At 70.8% G+C, this 22,678-nt stretch carries 24 protein-coding genes; 11 read left to right on the plus strand and 13 right to left on the minus strand.

All coding sequences use genetic code 11. The features are described 5' to 3' along the window. Positions 1 to 2: 2 nt before the first annotated feature. Entirely contained in the window at positions 3 to 737 is a 735-nt protein-coding gene (locus ACX12L_RS08615) for a zf-TFIIB domain-containing protein (RefSeq protein WP_459262261.1), read from the minus strand. Positions 738 to 894: 157 nt separating this feature from the next. Between ACX12L_RS08615 and ACX12L_RS08620 the strand changes: the two genes are divergently transcribed. Further along, positions 895 to 2,445, plus strand: coding sequence for an acetyl-CoA hydrolase/transferase family protein (locus ACX12L_RS08620; RefSeq protein WP_459262262.1), 1,551 nt, complete (start codon positions 895 to 897; stop codon positions 2,443 to 2,445). Positions 2,446 to 2,507: 62 nt separating this feature from the next. Beyond that, positions 2,508 to 2,930: a hotdog fold thioesterase gene (locus tag ACX12L_RS08625; protein ID WP_459262263.1), complete on the plus strand. Its 423-nt coding sequence runs from the start codon at positions 2,508 to 2,510 to the stop codon at positions 2,928 to 2,930. 41 nt (positions 2,931 to 2,971) lie between these two features. Here ACX12L_RS08625 and ACX12L_RS08630 read toward each other — a convergent pair whose 3' ends face one another. Then, positions 2,972 to 3,547 carry a cob(I)yrinic acid a,c-diamide adenosyltransferase gene (locus ACX12L_RS08630; RefSeq protein WP_459262264.1) on the minus strand — a complete coding sequence of 192 codons (576 nt, stop codon included), beginning with the start codon at positions 3,545 to 3,547 and terminating at the stop codon, positions 2,972 to 2,974. A 157-nt stretch (positions 3,548 to 3,704) separates the two neighbouring features. On the opposite strand from ACX12L_RS08630, the gene ACX12L_RS08635 reads away from it, so the two are divergent. The 3 genes from ACX12L_RS08635 to ACX12L_RS08645 all read left to right on the plus strand — a co-directional run bounded on the left by ACX12L_RS08635 (position 3,705) and on the right by ACX12L_RS08645 (position 6,467). Further along, on the plus strand, positions 3,705 to 3,938 hold the full coding sequence (locus ACX12L_RS08635; protein ID WP_459262265.1) for a hypothetical protein: 234 nt from the start codon (positions 3,705 to 3,707) through the stop codon (positions 3,936 to 3,938). A gap of 98 nt (positions 3,939 to 4,036) precedes the next feature. Further along, the gene (locus ACX12L_RS08640) at positions 4,037 to 5,458 is read left to right on the plus strand and encodes an FAD-binding oxidoreductase (RefSeq protein ID WP_459262266.1); all 1,422 of its coding nucleotides are present in this window, start codon (positions 4,037 to 4,039) and stop codon (positions 5,456 to 5,458) included. Between the two features lie 199 nt (positions 5,459 to 5,657). Beyond that, entirely contained in the window at positions 5,658 to 6,467 is an 810-nt protein-coding gene (locus tag ACX12L_RS08645) for a mechanosensitive ion channel family protein (RefSeq protein ID WP_459262267.1), read from the plus strand. A 28-nt stretch (positions 6,468 to 6,495) separates the two neighbouring features. Here the strand turns inward: ACX12L_RS08645 and ACX12L_RS08650 are convergent, their stop codons facing one another. Next, the gene (locus ACX12L_RS08650) at positions 6,496 to 7,752 is read right to left on the minus strand and encodes an MFS transporter (RefSeq protein WP_459262268.1); all 1,257 of its coding nucleotides are present in this window, start codon (positions 7,750 to 7,752) and stop codon (positions 6,496 to 6,498) included. 65 nt (positions 7,753 to 7,817) lie between these two features. Here ACX12L_RS08650 and ACX12L_RS08655 point away from each other — a divergent pair, with 65 nt between their 5' ends. Beyond that, entirely contained in the window at positions 7,818 to 8,723 is a 906-nt protein-coding gene (locus tag ACX12L_RS08655; RefSeq protein ID WP_459262269.1) for an AraC family transcriptional regulator, read from the plus strand. 78 nt (positions 8,724 to 8,801) lie between these two features. Here the strand turns inward: ACX12L_RS08655 and ACX12L_RS08660 are convergent, their stop codons facing one another. The 8 genes from ACX12L_RS08660 to mnmG form a co-directional block, all read right to left on the minus strand. Beyond that, positions 8,802 to 9,842 carry a peptidoglycan-binding protein gene (locus ACX12L_RS08660; RefSeq protein ID WP_459262270.1) on the minus strand — a complete coding sequence of 347 codons (1,041 nt, stop codon included), beginning with the start codon at positions 9,840 to 9,842 and terminating at the stop codon, positions 8,802 to 8,804. Positions 9,843 to 9,901: 59 nt separating this feature from the next. Then, complete coding sequence (locus tag ACX12L_RS08665) at positions 9,902 to 10,681, minus strand: class I SAM-dependent methyltransferase (RefSeq protein ID WP_459262271.1); 780 nt, start codon at positions 10,679 to 10,681, stop codon at positions 9,902 to 9,904. A gap of 30 nt (positions 10,682 to 10,711) precedes the next feature. After that, positions 10,712 to 11,629 (minus strand): ParB/RepB/Spo0J family partition protein, encoded by a 918-nt coding sequence (locus ACX12L_RS08670; protein ID WP_459262272.1) that lies wholly within the window; start codon positions 11,627 to 11,629, stop codon positions 10,712 to 10,714. 5 nt (positions 11,630 to 11,634) lie between these two features. Then, complete coding sequence (locus tag ACX12L_RS08675; protein ID WP_459262273.1) at positions 11,635 to 12,177, minus strand: RBBP9/YdeN family alpha/beta hydrolase; 543 nt, start codon at positions 12,175 to 12,177, stop codon at positions 11,635 to 11,637. A gap of 84 nt (positions 12,178 to 12,261) precedes the next feature. After that, entirely contained in the window at positions 12,262 to 13,032 is a 771-nt protein-coding gene (locus tag ACX12L_RS08680) for a ParA family protein (RefSeq protein ID WP_459262274.1), read from the minus strand. 15 nt (positions 13,033 to 13,047) lie between these two features. Next, entirely contained in the window at positions 13,048 to 13,662 is a 615-nt protein-coding gene (locus ACX12L_RS08685; RefSeq protein WP_459262275.1) for a LysE family translocator, read from the minus strand. A 35-nt stretch (positions 13,663 to 13,697) separates the two neighbouring features. Next, positions 13,698 to 14,351 carry a 16S rRNA (guanine(527)-N(7))-methyltransferase RsmG gene (rsmG, locus tag ACX12L_RS08690; protein WP_459262276.1) on the minus strand — a complete coding sequence of 218 codons (654 nt, stop codon included), beginning with the start codon at positions 14,349 to 14,351 and terminating at the stop codon, positions 13,698 to 13,700. Further along, positions 14,348 to 16,303: a tRNA uridine-5-carboxymethylaminomethyl(34) synthesis enzyme MnmG gene (gene mnmG, locus ACX12L_RS08695; RefSeq protein ID WP_459262277.1), complete on the minus strand. Its 1,956-nt coding sequence runs from the start codon at positions 16,301 to 16,303 to the stop codon at positions 14,348 to 14,350. Before mnmG ends, rsmG begins: the two co-directional genes overlap by 4 nt. A gap of 126 nt (positions 16,304 to 16,429) precedes the next feature. Here mnmG and ACX12L_RS08700 point away from each other — a divergent pair, with 126 nt between their 5' ends. The 4 genes from ACX12L_RS08700 to ACX12L_RS08715 are packed head-to-tail and all read left to right on the plus strand — an operon-like array spanning position 16,430 to position 19,121. Further along, complete coding sequence (locus tag ACX12L_RS08700; protein WP_459262278.1) at positions 16,430 to 17,008, plus strand: NADPH-dependent FMN reductase; 579 nt, start codon at positions 16,430 to 16,432, stop codon at positions 17,006 to 17,008. Positions 17,009 to 17,018: 10 nt separating this feature from the next. Next, positions 17,019 to 17,297, plus strand: coding sequence for a YkgJ family cysteine cluster protein (locus tag ACX12L_RS08705; RefSeq protein WP_459262279.1), 279 nt, complete (start codon positions 17,019 to 17,021; stop codon positions 17,295 to 17,297). A gap of 36 nt (positions 17,298 to 17,333) precedes the next feature. Continuing rightward, complete coding sequence (gene gstA, locus ACX12L_RS08710) at positions 17,334 to 17,942, plus strand: glutathione transferase GstA (RefSeq protein WP_459262280.1); 609 nt, start codon at positions 17,334 to 17,336, stop codon at positions 17,940 to 17,942. A gap of 60 nt (positions 17,943 to 18,002) precedes the next feature. Continuing rightward, positions 18,003 to 19,121 (plus strand): alkene reductase, encoded by a 1,119-nt coding sequence (locus ACX12L_RS08715; protein ID WP_459262281.1) that lies wholly within the window; start codon positions 18,003 to 18,005, stop codon positions 19,119 to 19,121. A 6-nt stretch (positions 19,122 to 19,127) separates the two neighbouring features. Here ACX12L_RS08715 and ACX12L_RS08720 read toward each other — a convergent pair whose 3' ends face one another. Beyond that, a complete protein-coding gene (locus ACX12L_RS08720) occupies positions 19,128 to 20,555 on the minus strand; it encodes a sensor histidine kinase (RefSeq protein ID WP_459262282.1) in 1,428 nt (475 codons plus the stop codon). Beyond that, positions 20,552 to 21,277, minus strand: a complete 726-nt coding sequence (locus ACX12L_RS08725; RefSeq protein WP_459262283.1) for a response regulator transcription factor — start codon at positions 21,275 to 21,277, stop codon at positions 20,552 to 20,554. Before ACX12L_RS08725 ends, ACX12L_RS08720 begins: the two co-directional genes overlap by 4 nt. Positions 21,278 to 21,379: 102 nt before the next feature. Between ACX12L_RS08725 and ACX12L_RS08730 the strand changes: the two genes are divergently transcribed. After that, on the plus strand, positions 21,380 to 22,651 hold the full coding sequence (locus ACX12L_RS08730) for a TolC family protein (RefSeq protein WP_459262284.1): 1,272 nt from the start codon (positions 21,380 to 21,382) through the stop codon (positions 22,649 to 22,651). The last annotated feature ends 27 nt before the right edge of the window (positions 22,652 to 22,678 follow it).

Genomic DNA, 22,678 nt, shown 5'->3' on the forward strand with positions numbered 1-22,678 from the left:
GGTCAGCGCCGCAGCAGCGCCCACACGAACTCGATGCCCGCCGCGACCAGGTCGAACTGGTCGCTCTGCCGCCCTTCGAGCCGTTCGCGCTGGCGCTCGCGCTCCTCGCGGGCACGGTTGCGCTCCAGGGCGACGAGGGCGTCGGCCAGGGCCTCGGGCGAGCGCTCGTCGGCCTGCGCGACGGCCTGCTGCGCGGCGCGGCCGTGGCGCGCGAGGGTCTTGTCCACGGCCTGCGGGTCGAGCAGCGACAGGGCCGAGCGGCAGTAGGGGCAGGCGTGGTCGTTGCGGATGTCCACCGCGCCGCCGCAGCTGGTGCAGGCGATGGTGCCCACGCGCCGGGCCAGGGCCTCGATCTCCAGCCTGGACAGGTGGCGCACGAAGCCCTTTTCCACCATGAACGCGCCGAAGGTGGAAAAACGCCCGTGGCGCGCCGCGCAGCGGTAGGTGACGTAGCGCCCGCCCTGGGCCACGTCGTAGCCCTTGGCCAGGGCCTTGGCGCAGCGCGGGCATTGCAGGCGGTCGGACAGGGGACGGTGGGCGTCGCCGCGGTGCTCGTGCAGCAGCTCGAACAGCTGCAGCACGGCGGCGGGGGCCAGGCGCGTGTTTTCCTGCGGGTCGAACCACAGGCCCTGGCAGGCGAAGCACAGGTCCAGCTCCAGCGTGCCGCCGCCGGTCGCGGCAAAGCGGCGGACGTCGGCGGGCTGGCGGCAGGAGGGGCAGAGCGGCGTGAAGGGCATGGTGGTGGCGATCGTACCGCCGGCCTGCGGCCGCCCGTCGGCCGGTCGCGGGATCAGGGTTATCCCCAGTCCGGCTGCTAAGATTTGCGCTCTTCCCCATGCCTCACGCCGGCCGCCCAGCAGGCCTGCGCGGGGCGCTTTTTCGTCTGGAGTTTGTGTGTCCCCATCGTCGTCTCCCCGTATCCAGCACCCGGGCCTGGCCCGGAAGATCATGAGCGCGGCCGAGGCCGCGGCCCTGATCCCCGCCGGCGCCAACGTCGGCATGAGCGGGTTCACCGGGTCTGGCCACCCCAAGCTGGTGCCCCAGGCGCTGGCGGCCCGCATCGAGGCCGAGCATGCCGCGGGCCGGCCGTTCCAGGTCAACGTGTGGACGGGCGCCTCCACGGCGCCCGAGCTCGACGGCGCGCTGGCCAGGGTGGGCGGCATGCGCCAGCGGCTGCCGTTCCAGTCCGACCCCGTCTGCCGCGACAGGATCAACGCGGGCGAGGTGGATTACCTGGACATCCACCTGTCGCACGTGGCCCAGCAGGCCTGGTTCGGCTTCCTGGGCCCCATGCACGTGGCGGTGGTCGAGGTGCTGGGCATCCTGCCCGACGGGCGGCTGATTCCGTCGGCCGCCGTGGGCAACAACAAAACCTGGCTGGACATCGCCGACAAGGTGATCCTGGAGGTCAACTCCCTGCCCCCCGCCGAGATGGAGGGCATGCACGACATCTACTACGGCACGGCCATTCCGCCGCGCCGCCTGCCCATCAACCTGACGCAGCCCATCGAGCGCATCGGCGAGCCCTACCTGCGCGTGGACCCGGCGAAGGTCATCGCCGTGGTGCCGACGCACCATGGCGACCGCGACACGGCGTTCGCCCAGCCCGACGCGGTGTCCAACCAGATCGCGGCGCACATCATCGACTTCCTGGCCCATGAGGTGAAGGTGGGCCGCCTGCCCAGGAACATGCTGCCGCTGCAGTCGGGCGTGGGCAACGTGGCCAACGCCGTGCTGGCGGGGCTGCTGGACGGCCCGTTCGACGACCTGCTGGGCTTCACCGAGGTGCTGCAGGACGGCATGCTGGAGCTCATCAAGCGCGGCAAGATGGCGGCCGCGTCGGCCACGGCCATCTCGCTGAGCCGCCCGGCCCTCAAGGAGTTCACCGACAACATCGCCTTCTACCGCGAGCGCATCGTGCTGCGCCCGCAGGAGATCAGCAACCACCCCGAGCTGGTGCGGCGCCTGGGCGTGATCGCCATGAACGCCATGATCGAGGCCGACATCTACGGCAACATCAACTCCACCCACGTCATGGGGTCGGGCATGATGAACGGCATCGGCGGCTCGGGCGACTTCGCGCGCAACGGCTACCTGTCGTTCTTCGTCACGCCCTCGGTGGCCAAGGGCGGCGACGTGAGCTGCATCGTGCCCATGGTCTCGCACGTGGACCACACCGAGCACGACACGCAGATCATCGTCACCGAGCAGGGCCTGGCCGACCTGCGCGGCCTGTCGCCGCGCCAGCGCGCGCAGGTGATCATCGACCGATGCGCCCATCCCGACTGGCGCCCCCTGCTGCAGGACTACTTCGACCGTGCGCGCCGCCAGGGCGCGCAGCACACGCCGCACCTGCTGGGCGAGGCGCTGAGCTGGCACCAGCGCTGCCTGGAGACGGGCAGCATGCGCGCGGCCGAGGACGAACTGGCGGCGGCTGTCGCCTGAACGCTGCAAGCGCGTGCGACTGTGGGCATGATGGCGGCTTTGCCACCATCACCACCCACACCATGTCCATCTGGAAAAAACCCCTGTCCCTGGAACTGCTGCGGCACACCCACGCCAACACCGCTATCACGCACCTGGGCATCGAGATCACCGAGATCGGCGACGATTTCCTGCGCGGCTGCGTGCCGGTGGACGAGCGCACGCGCCAGCCCTTCGGCCTGCTGCACGGCGGCGTCAGCGTGGTGCTGGCCGAGACCCTGGGGTCCATGGGTGCGTTCTATTCGGCGCCCGATGGCCACCGGGCCGTGGGCCTGGACATCAACGCCAACCACCTGCGCGCCGCCACCAGCGGCTGGGTCACGGGCACGGCGCGGCCGGTGCACATCGGCCGCACCACCCAGGTATGGCAGATCGACATGGTGAACGACCAGGGGCAGCCGACCTGCGTCTCGCGCATCACCATGGCGGTGCTGGCGCCGCAATAGAAACGCCTTCTACCGCAATACCATCGGGCGCCAAGCGCTATTCAATTAATAGTGTCGTCGGCCTGCCGCGCCAGGCGCTCGCTCTTCCAGTACACCTCGCTGCCGCCGTCCATGCGGTTGAGCACGCGCGAGAGCACGAACAGCAGGTCGGACAGGCGGTTCAGGTACTGGCGCGGCGCGGCGCGCATGGCCTCGGCCTGCTGCAGCGCGACCACGGCGCGCTCGGCGCGGCGCGCCACCGTGCGGCACACATGGGCCTGGCAGGCCGCGCGCGTGCCCGCGGGCAGGATGAACTCCTGCAGCCGCGGCAGCTCGGCGTTGTAGCGCGCCAGCGCGTTGTCCAGCTGCAGCAGCGCATCGTCCTTGAGCAGCTCGTAGCCGGGCATGCACAGCTCGCCGCCCAGGTTGAACAGCTGGTGCTGCACGTCGATCAACAGCTCGCGCACGTCCTGCGGCAGCGGCTCGCACATCAGCAGGCCGATGTGGGAATTGAGCTCGTCCACGTCGCCCATGGCATGCGGGCGGCCGCTGGCCTTGGACACGCGCGTGTTGTCGCCCAGGCCGGTGGTGCCGTCGTCGCCGGTACGCGTTGCGATCTGTGTCAGTCTGTTTCCCATAGCGCATTCCTCCTGATTCGGGGCCGAAGCGACGATTGTGCGTTACATCCACCGCGCAATTGTTGAGCAGGGCAACAGCGGGCAAAAGTGCTGGCCCGCGCAGCGCCTGCTGCGGTGCAATGCAGGCCTGTTCCACTTCTTCACGGAGACCGAATCGATGCCTCAAGCACAGCAACGACGCCCCCTCTCCTCGTTCGATGCCCGCAGCGTGATGCTGTTCGCGGCGCTGACCGTGGGCGGCGCGCTGGCGCAAGCCCAGCCCTCGCCCACTGCCTCCGCACAGCCGAGGTACCAGGTCGGCCCCAGCCGCACCCCGCCCGAGCCGAACACCGCCCCGGGCGGCGGCTCCAGGCCCGCCGCCGCCAAGCACGCGGCCGGCACCCGGTCCTGATCCCGGGCCCGGCGGCGCTGCCTGGCCGCCGCGGGCCTCGTGCCCAAGGCCTGGGCGGACTTCTAGAATGGTCGCTCCTGCCACGACCGGAGAAGCCCATGAACGCCCCCGCCGCCGCCCCGCTGCAACCCCAGACCGCCCCGCGCCCCGTGCCCCAGGCCCTGCTGGACGCGCTGGCCCGGCGGTTCGGCGCGCAATTCTCCACGGCCCAGGCCGTGCGCGAGCAGCACGGGCGCGACGAGGGCTCGATCCAGGCGCCGCCGCCCGCGGCCGTGGTGTTCGCCGAGAGCACGCAGGACGTGCAGGACGCCATGCGCCTGGCCGCGCAGCACGGGGTGCCGGTGATCGCCTACGGCGCGGGCTCCTCGCTCGAAGGCCACCTGCTGGCCGTGCAGGGCGGCATCAGCATCGACGTGGGCCGCATGAACAAGGTGCTGTCCATCGACGCCGACGACCTCACCGTCACCGTGCAGCCCGGCATCACGCGCAAGCAGCTCAACGAGGCCATCAAGGACACGGGCCTGTTCTTCCCCATCGACCCCGGCGCCGACGCCAGCATCGGCGGCATGGCCGCCACGCGCGCCAGCGGCACCAACGCCGTGCGCTACGGCACCATGCGCGAGAACGTGCTGGCGCTCGAAGTCGTCACCGCCGGCGGCGACGTGATCCGCACCGGCACGCGCGCCAAGAAGAGCAGCGCCGGCTACGACCTCACGCGCCTGATGGTGGGCAGCGAGGGCACGCTGGGCGTCTTCACCGAGGTCACCGTGCGCCTGTACCCGCTGCCCGAGGCGGTGAGCGCGGCCATCTGCTCGTTCCCCAGCATCGAGGCCGCCGTGCGCACCGTCATCCAGACCATACAGCTGGGCGTACCCATCGCGCGCGTGGAGCTCATCGACGCCAACAGCGTGCGCATGGTCAACGCGCACAGCAGGCTGGCCCTGCGCGAGGAGCCTATGCTGCTCATGGAGTTCCACGGCTCGGCCGCCAGCGTGCAGGAGCAGGCCGAGACGGTACAGGGCATCGCGAGCGAGTTCGGCGGCCAGGCCTTCGAGTGGGCCAGCACGCCCGAGGAGCGCACGCGCCTGTGGACCGCGCGGCACAACGCCTACTTCGCCGCCGTGCAGAGCCGCCCGGGCTGCAAGGCCATCAGCACCGACACCTGCGTGCCCATCAGCCGCCTGGCCGACTGCCTGCTCGCCTCGGTGGACGAGGCCGACGCCAGCGGCATCCCCTACTTCCTCGTCGGCCACGTGGGCGACGGCAACTTCCACTTCGGCTACCTGATCGACCCCGCCGTGCCCGAGGAGCGCGAGCGCGCCGAGCAGCTCAACCACCGGCTCGTGGCGCGCGCCCTGTCCATGGGCGGCACCTGCACGGGCGAGCACGGCGTGGGCATCCACAAGATGGGTTTCCTGCGCGACGAGGCCGGCGCGGGCGCAGTGGACATGATGCGCGCCATCAAGCATGCGCTGGACCCGAAGAACATCCTGAATCCTGGGAAGATCTTCGCGCTGTGAGCCACAGCCGGCAAAGCTACCAATTCAGTAGCTTATAGCGCCTATGCACAGGGCGTTGGAGGCCCTTTTCTTGCAAAACCGTGCGCCGCAGAGCCACAGGCCCGGACATGGGCACGGCCATCGCGGCTCACGATGATTCACATTGCGGTTCCCGGGGATTGCGTTACTCTGAAACGGTTTCACATTCCCCGGAGCGACTATGAACACCACCGACATCTGGCACTTCCTGAGCACGCAGGGCACCGATTTCGCGATCAAGCTGGCCACCGCCATCGCTGCCTGGATCATTGGTCGATGGCTGATCAGCCTGGCCGTTGGCCTGATGGGCAAGCTGCTGCAGCGCGGCGGCAAGATCGACACGACGCTGGCGCACTACCTGAAGTCCATCACCGGCGTGCTGCTGAACATCATCCTGATCCTGGCGATCCTGGACATCTTCGGCGTCAAGACGACCTCGTTCGCCGCGCTGCTGGCGGGCGCCGGCCTGGCCATCGGCGCGGCTTGGAGCGGCATGCTGGGCAACTTTGCCGCGGGCATCTTCATGCAGGTGCTGCGCCCCTACAAGGTGGGCGACTTCATCAGCGCAGGCGGCATGGTGGGCACGGTGACGGAGCTGGGCCTGTTCGCCACCACGCTGACCACGCCCGACAACGTGATGACCGTGGTGGGCAACGGCAAGATCTTCGGCGACAACATCCAGAACTTCAGCGCCCTGCCCGTGCGCCGGGTGGACTGCGTGGCCAAGGTGGCCAACAGCGTGAATCCGCTGGACGCCATCGCCCGCCTCAAGCCGGTGATCTCCGCCATCCCCAACGTGGCGGCAGAGCCGGCGCCGGACATCGAAATCCTGGAATTCACCCCCGAAGGCCCCAAGCTGTGCGTGCGCCCCTACACCCACACCGACCACTACTGGCAGGTGTACTTCGACACGAACAAGGCCATCGTCGAGACCTTCGGCGCCGCAGGCTACCCCGTGCCCGAGACGCCGATGGCCTACCGGAACTCCTGACGCGGCCCCGGCCCGGGCGGGCGCGGCATCACGCCGCGGGCCGTGCGACGGCCTGCACCCGCCGCGCCGCCACCCCCGCCCCCACGAAGCCCGCCGACACCACGCCCAGCACCAGCGCCAGCGCAGAGCCGTAGAAGATGCCGGCGTTCATCTGCGCGTCCAGCATCGCGCCGAAGACCGGCGCGGCCAGGCTGAAGCCCAGGTCCAGCCCCGAATACACCGTGCCGTACACGCGCCCCGTGGCGCCGGGCGGCGCGGCGCGCTTGATGAGCATGTCGCGCGAGGGGCCGGCGATGCCGATGCCCATGCCGGCCAGCGACGCCACGGCCAGCGCCACCAGGCCGGGCAGCACGCCCAGCCCCACCAGCGTGAGCAGCGTGGCCGACACCAGCAGGCACACGCTGATGGTCTTCTCCAGCCGCTCCACGCGGCCCACGAGGAAGCCGCCCAGCACCATGCCCATGGCGCCGCACAGCATGTAGCCGGTGACGACCATGGTCGTGAGCGACAGCGGCATGTCGTACATGCGCTGCAGCGACGGGCCGGCAAAGCTCTGGATGGCGCTGAGCGAGCAGGTGCTCCAGAAGAAGAACGAGAAGCACAGCCACACGGCGGGCAGCCTGAGGAAGGCCATGGGGTGCTCCTGCACGGCCGCGGCGCCCGCAGCGCCCTTGGACGTCTGGTGCGCCCAGGCGCCCTGGCGGTCGTCGAGCGCGTCGCGGTTCCACACCATGATGGCCAACACCAGCAGCGCCAGCCCGGCGCCGCCCAGGCAGGCCATGCGCCAGGAGCCCGTGGCCGTGGCGATGCCGGCCATGAACACGGGCGCCGTGGCCCAGCCCAGGTTGCCCGAGATGCCGTGCACCGAAAAGCCGTGGCCCAGGCGCTGGGGCGACACGCGCTTGTTGAGGATGGTGAAGTCCACCGGGTGGAACGGGGCATTGCCCAGCCCCGCCAGCACGGCCGCCAGGACCAGGCCCGCGTAGCCGCCGGCGCTGCCCGCCACCAGGCCCGCCGCGGCGAAGCTGGACAGCGCGGCGAACAGCACCGGGCGCGCGCCCACCTTGTCCACCAGGAAGCCCGACAGCGCCTGCCCCGTGCCCGAGACCACGAAGAACACCGACAGCAGCAGGCCCAGCTCGGAATAGCTGTAGCCGAAGTCCTTGATCAGGAACGGGAACAACGGCGGCAGCAGCATGTGGAAGAAGTGCGAGGAGCCATGCGCGAGGCCTATGAGGCCGATGGTGCGCGCATCCTGGCGCAGGGAAGGGGTGGCAGTCGTCATGGGCGTGATGTTAGGCAAGGCACGCAAGACCGATATACGATAGACGGCCAATTACTATCGCAATCATGCCAATTCATGCCGCCCCGCCGCCCCGCCATGCCGACGCGCAGGCCGCCCCCGCCCCTGCGCCGCGGGCGGCGCGCGTGCTGTCGTACGTGGAATCGCTCACGCCCCATCTGTTCGTGCCCAGCCGCGCGCGGCCCGTGCGCGCCAAGCACCGCGAGCTGCGCGCCGACACGCAGGTGCGGCCGCACAGCCACCCCTGGGCGCAGGTCGCCATCTCCACCACGGGCGTACTGCGCCTGACGGTGCCGCATGGGGCCTACATCGTGCCGCCCTCGCGCGCGCTGTGGATCCCGCCCGGCGTGGAGCACGCCGTGACCATGGTGGAGGACGCCGACCTGCGCACGCTGTACTTCCACCAGCCGCCCGGGCGCTGCGGCCCGGGCGTGGCGCGCGCGCAGGAGGAGCCCTGGCGCCAGTGCCGCGTGCTGGAGGTGTCCGACCTGCTGCGCGCCCTGGTGCGCGAGATGCCCTCCGAGCCCGACGACGCCGCGCCGCTGCCGCCCGAGCTGCTGCACCGCGAGCGCCACCTGAGCGCGCTGATCCTCGACGAGCTGCGCCGCGCCAGCAGCGTGCGCCTGGGCGTGGACCTGCCGCGCGACAAGCGCCTGCGCCACCTGTGCGAGGCGGTGATCGCCGACCCCACGCGCCACGAGACGCTGGCCGACTGGGCGCGCGACACGGGCGCGAGCCCGCGCACGGTGGCGCGCCTGTTCCGCCAGGAGCTCTCCAGCACCTTCACGCAGTGGCGCCAGCAGGTCATCCTGGCGCGCGCCGTGGCCCTGGCTGCGGGCCACCGGCCCATCAACCAGATCGCGGCCGAGCTGGGCTACAACAGCCCCAGCGCCTTCAGCGCCATGGTGCGCCGCACCGTGGGATTGGCGCCGGGGCGGTTCCTGGGGGCATGAACCGGGCCGCCGGCAGCGCACAAGCAAAAAGCGGCCCGGGGGCCGCTTCTGCCTGGCATGCGGGAGACGCCCCCCGACTCAGCGCGACAACGCGCCGGCGGTGGCCGCGTCCAGGCGGCCCGTCACGGGCAGGCCCTGCTGCTGCTGGAACTCGCGCAGCGCGCGGGCCGTCTTCGGGCCAGCGGAGCCATCGGGCGTGCCCACGTTGTAGCCCAGGGCGTTCAGGCGCTCCTGCGCCTCGCGCACGGACATGGCCGCGCCGGCCTTGGTCTGCGACGGTGCTGCGCCGCCGTCCACGCCCAGCTTGCCGCCGCCGCCCAGGCCCTGGCCCTGCACGCTCTGCGCCTTGTAGTTGCGCAGCGCCACGACCATCTGGTTGTAGGCGTCCATGAACGCGGCCGTGATCACCTTGCCCTGGGCCGTGTTCTGGTAGCCGCCCAGGCCGCCGCCGGCGCTGCCGCCGAAGATGCCGCCGAAACCGGCGAAGTCGCTCTTGGAGGCGCTGCCCTCGGAGGCCGCCACCTGCACGCCCGAACGGTTGTCCACCAGGGTCAGCATGGCGCTGGCCTCGCGCGTCTTCAGGCTGCCGCCGATGGCCGCCAGCGCACGCCCCCTGCCGCCGCCGATCAGGCCGCCCAGCGCACCACCCACGCCGCCGGCATCGTTGTTGCTGAAGATGATCTCGGGCGACAGGCCATAGTCGGAGGCCACCATCTGGCCCTTGCCGAAATTGCTGCCGCCGCGCATCTCGCCCGAGCCCATGAGCTGGCGCTCCCGGTCCATGGCGCGCATGCCGGCCGCGCCGCGCTCCACCACGACGAAACAGTTGGACTGCTGGATCAGCAGGCGCAGCAGATTGGCCGTGGGCGGCAGCTTGTATTCGTTGCGCAGGATGGTGTACCAGCCGGCGTCCTGGTTCTCGACCAGCGACACCGTGCCCAGCGGCGACTGGCAGCGTTCGAGCTGGCTGCTCTCATTGGCGGCGCTGCCGCCCGCGGCCGCGCCGGTGGCCACGGTCTTGGCATCCTGGCTCCCCATCTTCATGTTGGTGGTTTCGCACCCGGCAAGGGCGACGGCGGCGCAGGCGGCCGCCAGCAGGGACAGGGTTTTGCGGGACATGGTTTCCTTCCTCTCTATCACGGTGAATGGTTCGATAAGCGCGGTTGAATTGCGTGAAATCATAGCGTTACATCTGCAGAGGCCCCGCATTCTTTTGTTGCCCCGCGCGGCGCGGCGGCGCCGGCTCCCATGCGGTAGATCCACACCCCCTGCCCCGCAAACCCGGGCAGCCGGGCGCAGGCAGCCAGGCCCGGCACCTCGAACGCCAGGCTGACCAGCCAGCTTCCCGGCGCCATCTCGGCCAGCGCCTTGGCCGCCGCGCGCGCCATGCTCTCGGGCCTCTGGAACACGTACACCAGCTGGTAGCCGCCCCAGCCGGCCGCCCAGATGTCCCCGCGGCGCACATGCGCCCAGGGGCAGCGCAGGCGGCACAGCAGGGCCAGCGGCCAGCTCCATTCCAGCCCGTGCAGCCGCGCCCGGGGATAGGCGGCGCGCAGCGCCAGCAGTCCATCGCCCAGGCCGCAGCCCGCGTCGAGCACGGCCGCGCCCGGCGGCAGCGGCGCCAGGGCGTCGAGCCCGCGCAGCGCGCCGCGCGGCGTGGGGAACAGGGGCGCGTCGCGCCATGCATTCAGGGGATAGACCAGCAGCAGCACGGCCAGCGGCAGCAGCCATGCCCAGGCCGGCAACGCCGCCGCGCCCGTGAGCGCGAGCGACAGCGGAAAGCCCAGCGCAATCCACACCCTGCGCCACCAGCCCTGCCCCCACAGGCTGGCCAGCACGCCGACGCCGGTGGCGCCCAGCAGCGACGCCAGGGTGCCCAGGCGCGGCTGCAGCGCAATGTGCAGCAGCCACGCCGCGCCCCAGGCGAGCAAGGCGGGCAGCGGCCAGGGCAGGCGCATCGGCAGGGGGCAAGAGGCAGCCGGGGTCGGTCAGCCGCGCAGGCGCTCGATGAGGCCGTTGAGCGCCTCCAGCGAGCCGAACGCGATGGCCAGCTCGCCCATCTCCTCGGTGCGGCTGCCGCGCTTGACGCGCTTCTTCACGCGCACCTCGACCTCGGCCATGAGCAGGTCGGACAGTTCCTCCTCGATGCGCTTCATGTCGCGCGACTTGTCCTTCTTGGGCTTTTGCGGCGTGAGGTTGAACTCGGCGCCCAGCTTCTTGACCAGGCCCTCGGCCTCGCGCACGGAGAGCTTCCTGGCGGCGATCTGGTTGCCCGCCGTGATCTGCGTGGCGCGGTCCAGCGCCAGCAGGGCGCGCGCATGGCCCATGTCGATGTCGCCGGCCATGAGCATGGTCTGCACCGGCTCGGCCAGGTTCAGCAGGCGCAGCAGGTTGCTGGCCGCGCTGCGCGAGCGGCCCACGGCCTGGGCCGCCTGTTCGTGCGTGAGGCCGAACTCGCGGATGAGGCGCTGCAGGCCCTGGGCCTCCTCCAGCGGATTCAGGTCCTCGCGCTGGATGTTCTCGATGAGCGCCATGGCGGCGGCGGCCTCGTCGGGCACGTCGCGCACCAGCACGGGCACCTCGTTCAGGCCCGCGAGCCTGGAGGCGCGGAAGCGCCGCTCGCCGGCGATGATCTCGTACTTGCCGGCGTTCCCGCCATTGCCCAGCCGGCGCACGAGGATGGGCTGCATCACCCCCTGGGCCCTGATGCTCTCGGCCAGCTCGTACAGCGCGCCCTCGTCCATGCGCGTGCGCGGCTGGTAGACGCCGGGCACGAGCTGATCAAGCGCCAGCGTGCTGGGCAGGCCCGCCTCGGCGGCCTGGGCCTGCTGCGTCTTCTCGGTGACCTTGGGGCCGAGCAGCGCTTCCAGGCCGCGGCCGAGGCCCTTGGGTTTCTTGGTGACCATGTTCTTCAGTCCTCGTTCATCAATGTTTGCAGCAGCGCATGGCCCTCGGGCCAGTCGCCCAGCCCCGATTCGGCGTTGACGTGCCCGCGCGCGCCCAGGTCGACGAAGCGCGCGCCCCAGTCCTGCGCCATGGCGCGCGCACGCTCGAAGGCGCAGTACGGGTCGTCGCGGCTGCCCGCCAGCACGGCGGGAAAGGGCAGCGGCCGGCGCGCGATGGGCGCCCAGCCGCGGATCTGCGCGGCCAGGTCGGGCCGCTCCACGTCGCCCGGCGCCACCAGCAGCGCGCCGCGCACCTTGCGCGCGTGGCGCGTGTGCGCGGCCCACCATGCGGCGAGTATGCAGCCCAGGCTATGCGCGGCCAGCAGCACCTCGCCCGGTGCATCGGCCACCACCTCCTCCAGGCGCGCGCTCCAGTCGCCGCGCAGCGGGCGCATCCAGTCGTGCTGCTGCACGCGCCGGTAGCCGTGCAGGCGCTCCCACGCGGTCTGCCAGTGGCCCGAGCCGGAGTCCTGCCAGCCGGGCAGAAGGAGTACCTGGGAGGGGTGCATGCGGGGTTACTATCTTTTATATAGCTTCTAGCACTTGCCTGGAAAGCCCTGGAGGCCTTTTTGGCTTGAAACCCATGGATAGGATCACATGCGCTGAATGCGCTGCACCATCTCGCGCGCGAAGTCCACGAAGGCCTGGCTGCCCTTGGCCGCCGGGTCGAACACCACGCCCGGCAGGCCGTAGCTGGGCGCCTCGGCCAGGCGCACGTTGCGCGGGATTACGGTGTCGAACACCTTGTCGCCGAAATGGTCCTTGAGCTGGGCGCTGACCTGGTTCTGCAGCGTGATGCGCGGGTCGAACATGACGCGCAGCAGGCCGATGATCTGCAGGTCGCGGTTCAGGTTGGCGTGCACCTGCTTGATGGTGTTCACCAGGTCGGTCAGGCCTTCGAGGGCGAAGTATTCGCACTGCATGGGCACGATGACGCCATGCGCGCTGCACAGGCCATTCAGGGTCAACATGCTCAGGGACGGCGGGCAGTCGATGAGCACGAAGTCGTAGTCCTGGTCCACCTCGGCCAGCGCGGCCTTCAGGCGGCGCTCGCGGTGCTCCAGGGGCACCAGCTCGACCTCGGCGCCGGCCAGCTCGCGGTTGGCGCCCAGCACGTGGTAGCCGCATTGCTCAGCCGGCACGGCGGCCTCCTTGATGGAGCTCGATTCGAGCAGCACGTCGTACACGCTGAGCGCGAGCTGGCGCTTGTCCACGCCCGAGCCCATGGTGGCGTTGCCCTGCGGGTCCAGGTCCACGAGCAGCACGCGCTGGCCTATCTTGGCCAGGCCCGCGGCGAGGTTGACGGAGGTGGTGGTCTTGCCCACGCCACCCTTCTGGTTGGCAATGCAGAAAATCTTGGCCATGCAGTCCTGTCGGGTTTACTTGGAGATGGCCAGCTTGATGCCGAAGCCGATGAGAAAGGTGCCCGCGGTCTTTTCCAGCAGGCGCACCACCGTGGGGTTGGAACGCATGCGCTCGGCCAGGTGGTGCGTGAGCAGCACGACGGCCAGGCTGTACAGGAAGGTGAGCGCCGCGATGGTGGCCGCCATGGCCGCGAAGGTGACCAGGCCGCGGTGCGTGGCCGGGTTCACGAACAGCGGGAAGAAGGCCATGTAGAACACGATGGCCTTGGGGTTGAGCAGCGTGATGACGGCGCCCTGGCGGAAGTAGTGGCGCGGCTCGATGCGCAGCACCGGCGCATCGCCCGGCCGGGCCGTGAGCATCTTGTAGCCCATCCAGCCCAGGTAGACGGCGCCCAGCCACTGCACGGCATGGAAAGCCGCCGGGTAGGCCGCCAACAGGCCTGCCACGCCCGCCACGGCCGCCCACATGAGGACCTGGTCGGCCGCGATCACGCCCAGGCCCGCAGCCAGGCCGGCACGCACGCCGCCCTTGCCGGTGGAGGTGATGAGCGCCAGGTTGCCCGGCCCGGGAATGGCCAGGAACAACACGATGGCGGCGACGAATGCGCCGTAGTCAGCAATGCCGAACATGAGGGGCCTGCAAGCTTGAGGGGGAGGCCCCGAGTTTACGCGACGGGTCTCATCCAGACGATGCAGCGCTCGGCATCCAGCCCCGGCACGGCGAGTTGTTCCACGTGAAACACCCGCACGCCGGCGGGCAGCGCGGCGATCTCGTCCTGCGGGTGCCTGCCCTTCATCGCCAGCCACACGGCGTGCGGCGCCAGCGCCTGGCGCGACCAGGCGGTGAAATCGGCCAGCGAGGCGAAGGCGCGGCAGCTCACCACGTCGAACGGGCCGGCCAGCGTTTCCACGCGCGCGTGGATGCCGTGCAGGTTCTTGAGACCCAGGCTTGCCGCCGCCTGCTGGATGAAGGCCGCCTTCTTGGCCACGGTATCCACGCAGCTCACGTCCAGGTCCGGGCAGCAGATGGCGAACACCACGCCCGGCAGGCCGCCGCCGCTGCCCACGTCCAGCAGGCGCCGCCCCGCCCCGCCCTGCTGCGCCAGGTGGCGCCGCAGGGGCGCCACGGCGGCCAGGCTGTCGAGCAGATGGTGCGTGAGCATCTCCTGCGGGTCGCGCACGGCCGTGAGGTTGTAGACCTTGTTCCACTTCTGCAGCAGGTCCATGAAGTCCAGCAGCTGCGCGATCTGCCCTTCATGGAGCGCCAGGCCCAGAGCCTGCACCCCCTCGCGCAATGGCGCGGCCAGCGCGGCACTCATGCCGCCGCCTCCACGGCAAAGCCCTTGAAGCCGCCCTTCTTCAGGTGCACCAGCAGCAGCGAGATGGCCGCCGGCGTCACGCCCGAGATGCGCGAGGCCTGGCCCAGGGTCTCGGGCCGGTGCTTCTGCAGCTTCTGCCGCACCTCGATGGACAGGGCCGCCACCTGCATGTAGTCCAGCTCGGGCGGCAGGCGCAGCTGCTCGTAGTGCGCGGCGCGCTGCACTTCGTCCTTCTGGCGGTCGATGTAGCCCGCGTACTTGGCGGCGATCTCCACCTGCTCGATCACCGGGCCGCTCAGCGCGCCCAGGGTTTCACGTGAAACATCGGCGCTGGCGTACTTGCCGCCATCCAGGCTCATCAGGCCTGCGTAGTCCACGTCCGGGCGGCGCAGCAGGTCGAACAGGTTGTATTCGTGGTCGATGGCCTTGCCCAGCACGCGCTCGGACTCGGCCGCCGCAAGAATGCGCGGATTCACCCAGGCGCTCTTGAGGCGTTCGGTTTCACGTGAAACCGCGTCGCGCTTGCGGCTGAAACACTCCCAGCGCGCGTCGTCGACCAGCCCCATGCGGCGCCCTGCCTCGGTCAGGCGCATGTCGGCGTTGTCCTCGCGCAGCTGCAGGCGGAACTCGGCGCGGCTGGTGAACATGCGGTAGGGCTCGGTCACGCCCTTGGTCACCAGATCGTCCACCAGCACGCCCAGGTAGGCCTCGTCCCTGCGCGGCAGCCAGGGCGCCTCGCCCCGGCACTGCAGGGCCGCGTTCAGGCCGGCGAACAGGCCCTGGGCGGCGGCCTCCTCGTAGCCCGTGGTGCCGTTGATCTGCCCGGCGAAGAAGAGGCCGGCGATCTGCCGCGTCTCGAAGCTGCTCTTGAGCGAGCGCGGGTCGAAGTAGTCGTACTCGATGGCATAGCCGGGACGCAGGATGTGGGCGTTCTCCAGGCCGCGCATGGAGCGCACCAGCGCGTACTGGATGTCGAACGGCAGGCTGGTGGAGATGCCGTTGGGGTAGAACTCGTGCGTGGTCAGGCCCTCGGGCTCCAGGAAGATCTGATGGCTCTCCTTGTCGGCGAAGCGGTTGATCTTGTCCTCCACGCTGGGGCAATAGCGCGGCCCCACGCCCTCGATCTTGCCCGTGAACATGGGGCTGCGATCGAAGCCGCTGCGGATGATCTCGTGCGTGCGCGCGTTGGTGTGCGTGATCCAGCACGGCACCTGGCGCGGGTGCATCACCGTGCTCCCCATGAAGCTGAACACGGGCAGCACGCCCTCGTTCACGCCGCCGGGCATGCCGTCGCCGGGCTGCTCCTCGCACAGCGAGAAGTCGATGCTGCGCCCGTCGATGCGCGGCGGCGTGCCGGTCTTCAGGCGCCCCTGCGGCAGCTTCAGCTCCTTGAGCCGGGCCGACAGGCTCACGGCCGGCGGATCGCCCGCACGGCCGGCCGCGTAGTTGTTCAGGCCCACATGGATCCTGCCGTCCAGGAAGGTGCCGGCCGTGAGCACCACGGCGCGCGCGCGAAAGCGCAGGCCGATCTGGGTGACGGCGCCCGCCACGCGGTCGCCCTCCACCATCAGGTCGTCCACGGCCTGCTGGAACAGCCACAGGTTGGGCTGGTTCTCCAGCATGCGGCGGATGGCGGCCTTGTAGAGGATGCGGTCGGCCTGCGCCCTGGTGGCGCGCACGGCCGGGCCCTTGCTGCTGTTGAGGATGCGGAACTGGATGCCGCCCTCGTCGGTCGCCAGCGCCATGGCGCCGCCCAGCGCGTCCACCTCCTTGACCAGATGGCCCTTGCCGATGCCGCCGATGCTGGGGTTGCAGCTCATCTGCCCCAGCGTCTCTATGTTATGGGTCAGCAGCAGGGTCCGGCAGCCCATGCGCGCAGCGGCCAGCGCGGCCTCGGTACCGGCATGGCCGCCACCGACGACGATGACATCAAATTCCTGGGGATAGAGCATGGGACGAGCACGGCAAGGGGAAACCCGCGATTTTCCCATCTTTGCCCATCCGCGCTGCTCCTGCCCGTGTTTCACGTGAAACCATTGCAGGATTGCGGCGCCGGGTCTGTGCTTCAATCCGGCCCCATGAAACTCCTCGTCTTCGCGGGCAGCACCCGCCAACAATCGTTCAACCGCCGCCTGGCGCGCATCGCCGCCCGCATGGGCCGCGATGCCGGCGCCGAGGTCACGCTGCTGGAACTGTCGGACCTGGACATCCCGATATACAACGCCGACCTGGAGGCGCGCGGCACGCCGCCCGACGTGATCCGGCTCAAGGAAATCCTGGACGCCCACCCTGCCTGGGTCATCTGCTCGCCCGAATACAACGGCAGCTACACCGGCCTGCTCAAGAACACCATCGACTGGGCCTCCAGCCCCGTCGCCGGGCACCCCGTCTGGACCGACGTGACGCGCCCCTTCGCCGGCAAGGTGGTGGGCGTGCTCAGCGCGTCCAACGGCGCGCTGGGCGGCCTGCGCTCGCAAAGCCACCTGGCGCCGCTGCTCGTCAACCTGGGCTGCTGGCTGGCGCCGCGCAACTATGCCCTGGCACGCGCCGCCAGCGCCTTCGATGCCGACGGCGACCTGATCGACGAAGCGCAGCGCCAGCAGGTGCGCGGCGTGGTCGAGCAGGTGCTGTGGGCGGCGCAGCGCCTGGCCGGCTGAACGGCCCCAGGTGGACTGCCGCCCCGGCTGCGGCGCCTGCTGCACGGCGCCGTCGATCTCCTCGCCCATCCCCGGCATGCCGCGGGGCAAGCCGGCGGGCGTGCCCTGCGTGCAGCTCGATGCGCAGCTGCGTTGCCGCATCTTCGGCCAGCCGGAACGCCCGGCGGTATGCTGCTCGCTGCGTCCCGAGGCGCAAATGTGCGGCGCCTCGCGCCAGCAGGCCGAGACCTATCTGCGGCGCCTGGAGCATTTGACCCAGCCCGACGATCAACCTGCGGCCGCAAGATAGGATTGGCGGAGTTTCGTCAACAACAGGAGAACACTCATGAAGCTGTACTACTCCCCCGGTGCCTGCTCGCTCTCGCCCCACATCGTGCTGCACGAGGCCGGCCTGGCCTACGAGCCCGTGCTGGCCAGCACCAAGACGCACAAGCTGCCCGACGGCACGGATTTCTACACCATCAACCCCCTGGGCTACGTGCCGGTACTGGAGCTGGACGACGGCACGCGCCTGCGTGAAGGCCCGGCCATCGTGCAATACCTGGCCGACCAAGCGCCGCAAAAGAACCTGGCTCCGGCTCCCGGCACGCTGGCACGCTACCGCCTGCAGGAATGGCTGTCCTTCATCGGCACCGAGGTGCACAAGGGCTTCGGCCCGCTGTTCGTGCCCGGCACGCCGGAGGACTACAAGCCCCAGATCAAGCAGCGCCTGCTGGCCCGTCTGCAGTGGGTCGATGGCGAACTGGCGGGCAAGCAGTACCTGATGGGCGATCATTTCACCGTGGCCGACGCCTACCTGTTCACCGTGACCAACTGGGCGCAATACGTGGGCCTGGACATTGCACCGCTGAAGAACCTGGCGGCCTACCGCGAGCGCATAGCGGCCCGCCCCGCAGTGCAGGCGGCCATGAAGGCCGAGGGCCTGCTCAAGTAAGCACCGGCCCCTGTTCCACGTGAAACAGGGGCCTCTTCCACCTTTCACTGAGTCACGCGCATGACCACCCTGTTCGACCCCATCCAGGCCGGTGAGCTGCACCTGGCCAACCGCATCGCCATGGCACCGCTGACGCGCAACCGCTCGCCCCAGGCCGTGCCGCAGGACATCGCCGCCACCTACTACGCGCAGCGCGCCAGCGCCGGCCTCCTGATCACCGAGGGCACGGCCATCAGCGCGCAGGGCCAGGGCTATTCCGACGTGCCGGGCCTGTACGGCAGCGACCAGCTCGACGGCTGGAAGAAGGTCACCCAGGCCGTGCACGCGCGCGGCGGCAAGATCGTCACGCAGCTGTGGCACGTGGGCCGCGTATCGCACAACCTGCTCCAGCCGGGCCGGGCCGCGCCGGTGGCGCCCTCGGCCGTGCAGGCCAACGCCAAGACCTATGTGGTGGACCCGGAAACGGGCCAAGGCGAGTTCATGCACACCTGCACGCCGCGCGCGCTCACGGCAGAAGAGCTGCCCGACATCGTCCACACCTACGCCGCGGCCGCGCGCAACGCGGTGCGGACGGCGGGCTTCGACGGCGTGGAGATCCACGGCGCCAACGGCTACCTGCTCGACCAGTTCCTCAAGGACGGCGCCAACCGCCGCACCGACGACTACGGCGGCGGCATCGCGCGCCGCGCGCGGCTGATGCTGGAGGTGACCCGCGCCGTGGCCGATGCCATAGGGGGCGGCCGCGTGGGCCTGCGCCTGTCGCCCGTCACGCCCGCCAACGACATCCACGACAGCAACCCTCAGCCGCTGTTCGAGCATCTGGCGCGCCAGCTCGCGCCGCTCTCCCTGGCCTACATCCACGTGATCGAGGGCGCCACCGGCGGGCCGCGCGAGGTCGAGGGCAACCCCTTCGACTACGCCGCCTTCAAGGCCGCCTACCGCGATGCCGGGGGGCGCGGCGCCTGGATGGTCAATAACGGCTACGACCGCGACATGGCCCTGCAGGCCGTGGCCAGCGGCCACGCCGACATGGTGGCCTTCGGCAAGGCCTTCATCTCCAACCCCGACCTGGTCGAGCGCCTGCGCCGCAACGCGCCGCTCAACGAGTGGGACCGGTCCACCTTCTACGGCGGCGGCGAGAAGGGCTACATCGACTATCCGGTCATGGCGGAATCTTGATGAAAATCAATTTCCGCAGGCCGGTGTGCCGGCCTGCGGCGCGAACACCAGCCGCGCGCACAGCCCCCTGCCCTGCGGCCCGGGGGTGAGCTCCAGGCGCGCGCCCAGCAGCTCGGTGTAGCGCGTCACGATCCCCAGACCCAGGCCCGCGCCCTGGCCCAGGCGCTCGCCCTCGCGGCCCTGCATCCAGCGCTGCTGCAGCTGCTGGCGCTGCACCGGCGCAATGCCGGGGCCGTTGTCGAGCACCGAGAGCACCACGGAGCCCTCCTCGCGCGCCAGCTCCACCGTCACCTGCGGCGCCTCGCCCGCGGGCGGCACGCCGTAGCGCAGGGCGTTGTCGATCAGGTTGTTCAGCACGCCCTCGATCAGCAGCGGCTGGCCCTGCACCGTGACGGACTGCTCCAGCCCCAGCGCGCCCAGGTCCACGCCCGCGGCGTCCGCGCGGGGCAGGAAGCGCAGCACGGTGTCACGCACCAGCTGGTCGAGCAGTACCGGCTGCAGCGGCATGGAGCCATGCGCCTCGTCGGCCAGCGCCAGCGCCAGCAGCTGGTCCACGAGGTGGCTGGCGCGCGCCTCGCTTTGCACGATGCCGGCCAGCTGTTCGCGCCATACGGCCGGTTCCTTCTGCGCCAGGCCGTAGCTGGCCAGCGCGCGTATGCCGGCCAGCGGCGTGCGCAGCTCGTGCGCCACATTGCCGGCAAATTCGTGCTGCGCCCGCACGCCATCGGCCACGCGCGCCAGCAGGCCGTTCACGGACCTGCCCAGGCGCTGCAGGTCGCGCGTGGAGGCCTGCACCGGCATGGACGAAAGGTCGCGCGCGTCGCGCCGGTCCAGCGCCTGCTGGAACATGGCCAGCGGCTGCAGCTCCTGCCGGATGGCACGGCCCAGCCACCAGGCCAGCACCACGAGCAGCAGCACCTGCGAGGCCAGTGAGTACAGCAGCGCGCTGCGCAGCATGATGCTGCGGCTGTGCACGGTCTGCGCCGTGATGACCTCGAAGGGCGCCGGCGTGGCCAGCTGCAGCCGCACGGCGCGCAGCGCGCGGCCGTGAAAGAGCACGTCGGAGAAGCGGTAGACCTGCTCGCCGTGCGGCGGCCGCACGGGCAGGCTGGCGTTGCCGGCCAGCAGCGAGCCGTCCGCCCGCAGGACGGCGAAGTACACGGTCTCCACCTGGTCGAACAGCACGGCCTTGACCTCGCGCGAGCTCAAGGGGAACTCCAGCCCGTCCGGCCCCTCGCGCACATTGGCCGCGATGGCGTAGGCGTCGTCGAGCAGCGAGCGGTCGAAGGCGCGCTGTGTGAAACTGTTGGCCAGCAGCGCCGAGGCCACCGTGCCCACGAGCCAGATCAGCGCCAGCGGCCCCAGCACATGGCGCAGCAGCCGCGTGCGCAGCGAGGGCGGCGGCGCGGCCGGGGCCTGCGGCGGCGTGCTCATGGCATGCCGTCGGCGGGCGGCGCGGCCTGCGCCTCCAGCATGTAGCCCAGGCCGCGCAGCGTGCGAATGCCCGCGCCGCTGCCCGCCAGCTTCTTGCGCAGGCGCGAGATGAAGGCCTCCAGCGCGTTGTCGCCCAGGGTCTCGTCGAAGTCCGAGAGCTTTTCCGACAGGGTGCGCTTGCTCACCACGCGGCCCGGCGGGGTCATGAGCTCCCACAGCACCTCGAACTCTCGCGCGGGCAGCTCCAAAGGCAGGCCATGCAGCGCGAAACGGCGCACATGCCGGTCCAGCACCAGGGCGCCGGCCACGGTGCGGTCCTGCGTGCCCTGGCTGCGGCGCACCAGGGCGCGCAGCCGCGCCTCGACCTCGGCCAGGTCGTAGGGCTTGCCCAGGTAGTCGTCGGCCCCGGCGTCCAGCCCCGCGATGCGCTCGGGCGTGCGATCGCGCGCCGTGAGCACCAGCACGGGCGTGCGGTCGCCGCGCGCGCGCGCCGCGCGCAGCACCGCCAGACCGCTGCCCAGCTGCGCGCCGCCGGCGCCTTCGTCGGCCCCGCCCAGCGGCAGGTTCAGGTCCAGCAGCACGGCGTCGAACGGCTGCACGCACCAGAAATGGTGGGCCTCGGCGACGCTGGCCGCGACGTCCACGCGGTGGCCCGCATCGGCCAGGCTGCGCTGCATCACGCCGCGCAGCACGGGGTCGTCCTCGACGATCAGGATTCGCATGGAAGGGTGGTGAACGGGGAAGTACGCATTTTTACGCAGTGACCTGGTCAGGCTGCGGTCAGGCACGGCCGACGATAAACGGCGCGTATGAGCATACGACAGTTGTATCTTTTCTCCGCCCTGGCCTGGGCCATCGGCCAGGCCCCGGCCGGCTGGGCGCAGACCCCGCCCGCGGCATCCGGCACCCCCGCGCTCACGCTCGCGCAGGCCCTCGCGGCCGCGCGCGACAACAGCGACGTGGCCCTGGCCCGCCACGCCCTGGCGGGAGCGCGCGCCGACGTGCTCGCGGCCGACCATGCGCCCGTCCCCGTGCTGAGCGCCAAGGCGGCCTCCATCGACCTGCAGAACGGCGTGGGCGGCGGCAACGTCGTCACGCGCAAGCGCATCGACAAGTCCATAGGCATCGACTGGACCTGGGAACGCGGCGACAAGCGCGCCCTGCGCACGCTGGCCGCCCAGCGCGCGCTCGACGCCGCGCAGTCCGACGTGCAGGACATGCAGACCCAGCAGCTGCAAGCGGCCCTGGACGCCTACTACGACCTGCTGGCCGCGCAGGAGCGGCTGCGCGAGACGCGCGAGATCGAGCGCGGCATGGCCGAGCTCGACCGTGTGGCCAACCTGCGCCTGAAGGCCGGCGACCTGGCCCGCCAGGACGCCGCGCGCACGCGCATCGAGTCCGAGCGCGCACGCTCGGACTCCGAACTGGCCGAGCTCACGCGCACGCAGGCGGCCGTGGCGCTGGCCCAGCTCACCGCGCGCGGCCCGGGCCTGCAGGCCTGCGCCTGCGACTGGCCCGCGCAGGTGGCCGGCCCGGCGCCGGGCGGCGACCTGCTCGCCTGGGCCGAATCGCGCGCCGACGTGCGGGCGGCCCTGGCGCGCGTGCAGGCCGCGCAGGCGGAGCTGGACAGCGCCATGGCGCTGCGCAAGGCCGACGTGACCATAGGTGCCTCCTACGACCACTATCCCGGCACATCGAACCGGCTCGTGGAGCTGCGCGCGCAGATACCGCTGCAATGGGGCTACCGCTTCGAGGGCGAGATCGGCCGCGCCCAGGCCATGCTGAGCGCGGCCCAGGAAGCCCTGGACAAGACGCGCCGCCTGGCGCTGCTGGACCTGCAGTCGCTGCAGCAGCAGGCCGCCAGCGCCGCGCAGCGCGCCGCCGGCTACGAAAACGGCATCCTGCCGCGCGCGCGCGAGGTCGCGCAGAGCGCCGAGCTCGCCTACGCAAAGGGAGCCATACCGCTCACCGACCTGCTCGACGCGCGCCGCACGCTGCGCGCCACCGCGCTCGAGGCCCTGGCCGCGCGCGCCGACTACGCCAAGGCGCAAGGCAACTGGCTGCTGCGCACGCAGCCCCAGACGCTGCTGCCCTGAAAAACCCTTCTTCGACATCCGAACCCA

Source organism: Alicycliphilus sp. T452 (genome assembly GCF_054512775.1).

Excerpts from the sequence above, each read along its gene's own strand:
- ACX12L_RS08645 (WP_459262267.1), top strand. The coding sequence starts at position 5,658 with ATGAACACCACCGACATCTGGCACTTCCTGAGCACGCAGGGCACCGAT.
- ACX12L_RS08680 (WP_459262274.1), bottom strand. The coding sequence starts at position 13,032 with ATGGCCAAGATTTTCTGCATTGCCAACCAGAAGGGTGGCGTGGGCAAG.
- ACX12L_RS08625 (WP_459262263.1), top strand. The coding sequence starts at position 2,508 with ATGTCCATCTGGAAAAAACCCCTGTCCCTGGAACTGCTGCGGCACACC.
- ACX12L_RS08700 (WP_459262278.1), top strand. The coding sequence starts at position 16,430 with ATGAAACTCCTCGTCTTCGCGGGCAGCACCCGCCAACAATCGTTCAAC.
- gstA (WP_459262280.1), top strand. The coding sequence starts at position 17,334 with ATGAAGCTGTACTACTCCCCCGGTGCCTGCTCGCTCTCGCCCCACATC.
- mnmG (WP_459262277.1), bottom strand. The coding sequence starts at position 16,303 with ATGCTCTATCCCCAGGAATTTGATGTCATCGTCGTCGGTGGCGGCCAT.
- ACX12L_RS08650 (WP_459262268.1), bottom strand. The coding sequence starts at position 7,752 with ATGACGACTGCCACCCCTTCCCTGCGCCAGGATGCGCGCACCATCGGC.
- ACX12L_RS08655 (WP_459262269.1), top strand. The coding sequence starts at position 7,818 with ATGCCAATTCATGCCGCCCCGCCGCCCCGCCATGCCGACGCGCAGGCC.
- ACX12L_RS08660 (WP_459262270.1), bottom strand. The coding sequence starts at position 9,842 with ATGTCCCGCAAAACCCTGTCCCTGCTGGCGGCCGCCTGCGCCGCCGTC.
- ACX12L_RS08720 (WP_459262282.1), bottom strand. The coding sequence starts at position 20,555 with ATGAGCACGCCGCCGCAGGCCCCGGCCGCGCCGCCGCCCTCGCTGCGC.
- ACX12L_RS08615 (WP_459262261.1), bottom strand. The coding sequence starts at position 737 with ATGCCCTTCACGCCGCTCTGCCCCTCCTGCCGCCAGCCCGCCGACGTC.
- ACX12L_RS08685 (WP_459262275.1), bottom strand. The coding sequence starts at position 13,662 with ATGTTCGGCATTGCTGACTACGGCGCATTCGTCGCCGCCATCGTGTTG.
- ACX12L_RS08670 (WP_459262272.1), bottom strand. The coding sequence starts at position 11,629 with ATGGTCACCAAGAAACCCAAGGGCCTCGGCCGCGGCCTGGAAGCGCTG.
- ACX12L_RS08630 (WP_459262264.1), bottom strand. The coding sequence starts at position 3,547 with ATGGGAAACAGACTGACACAGATCGCAACGCGTACCGGCGACGACGGC.
- ACX12L_RS08635 (WP_459262265.1), top strand. The coding sequence starts at position 3,705 with ATGCCTCAAGCACAGCAACGACGCCCCCTCTCCTCGTTCGATGCCCGC.
- ACX12L_RS08640 (WP_459262266.1), top strand. The coding sequence starts at position 4,037 with ATGAACGCCCCCGCCGCCGCCCCGCTGCAACCCCAGACCGCCCCGCGC.
- ACX12L_RS08665 (WP_459262271.1), bottom strand. The coding sequence starts at position 10,681 with ATGCGCCTGCCCTGGCCGCTGCCCGCCTTGCTCGCCTGGGGCGCGGCG.
- rsmG (WP_459262276.1), bottom strand. The coding sequence starts at position 14,351 with ATGAGTGCCGCGCTGGCCGCGCCATTGCGCGAGGGGGTGCAGGCTCTG.
- ACX12L_RS08725 (WP_459262283.1), bottom strand. The coding sequence starts at position 21,277 with ATGCGAATCCTGATCGTCGAGGACGACCCCGTGCTGCGCGGCGTGATG.
- ACX12L_RS08675 (WP_459262273.1), bottom strand. The coding sequence starts at position 12,177 with ATGCACCCCTCCCAGGTACTCCTTCTGCCCGGCTGGCAGGACTCCGGC.
- ACX12L_RS08715 (WP_459262281.1), top strand. The coding sequence starts at position 18,003 with ATGACCACCCTGTTCGACCCCATCCAGGCCGGTGAGCTGCACCTGGCC.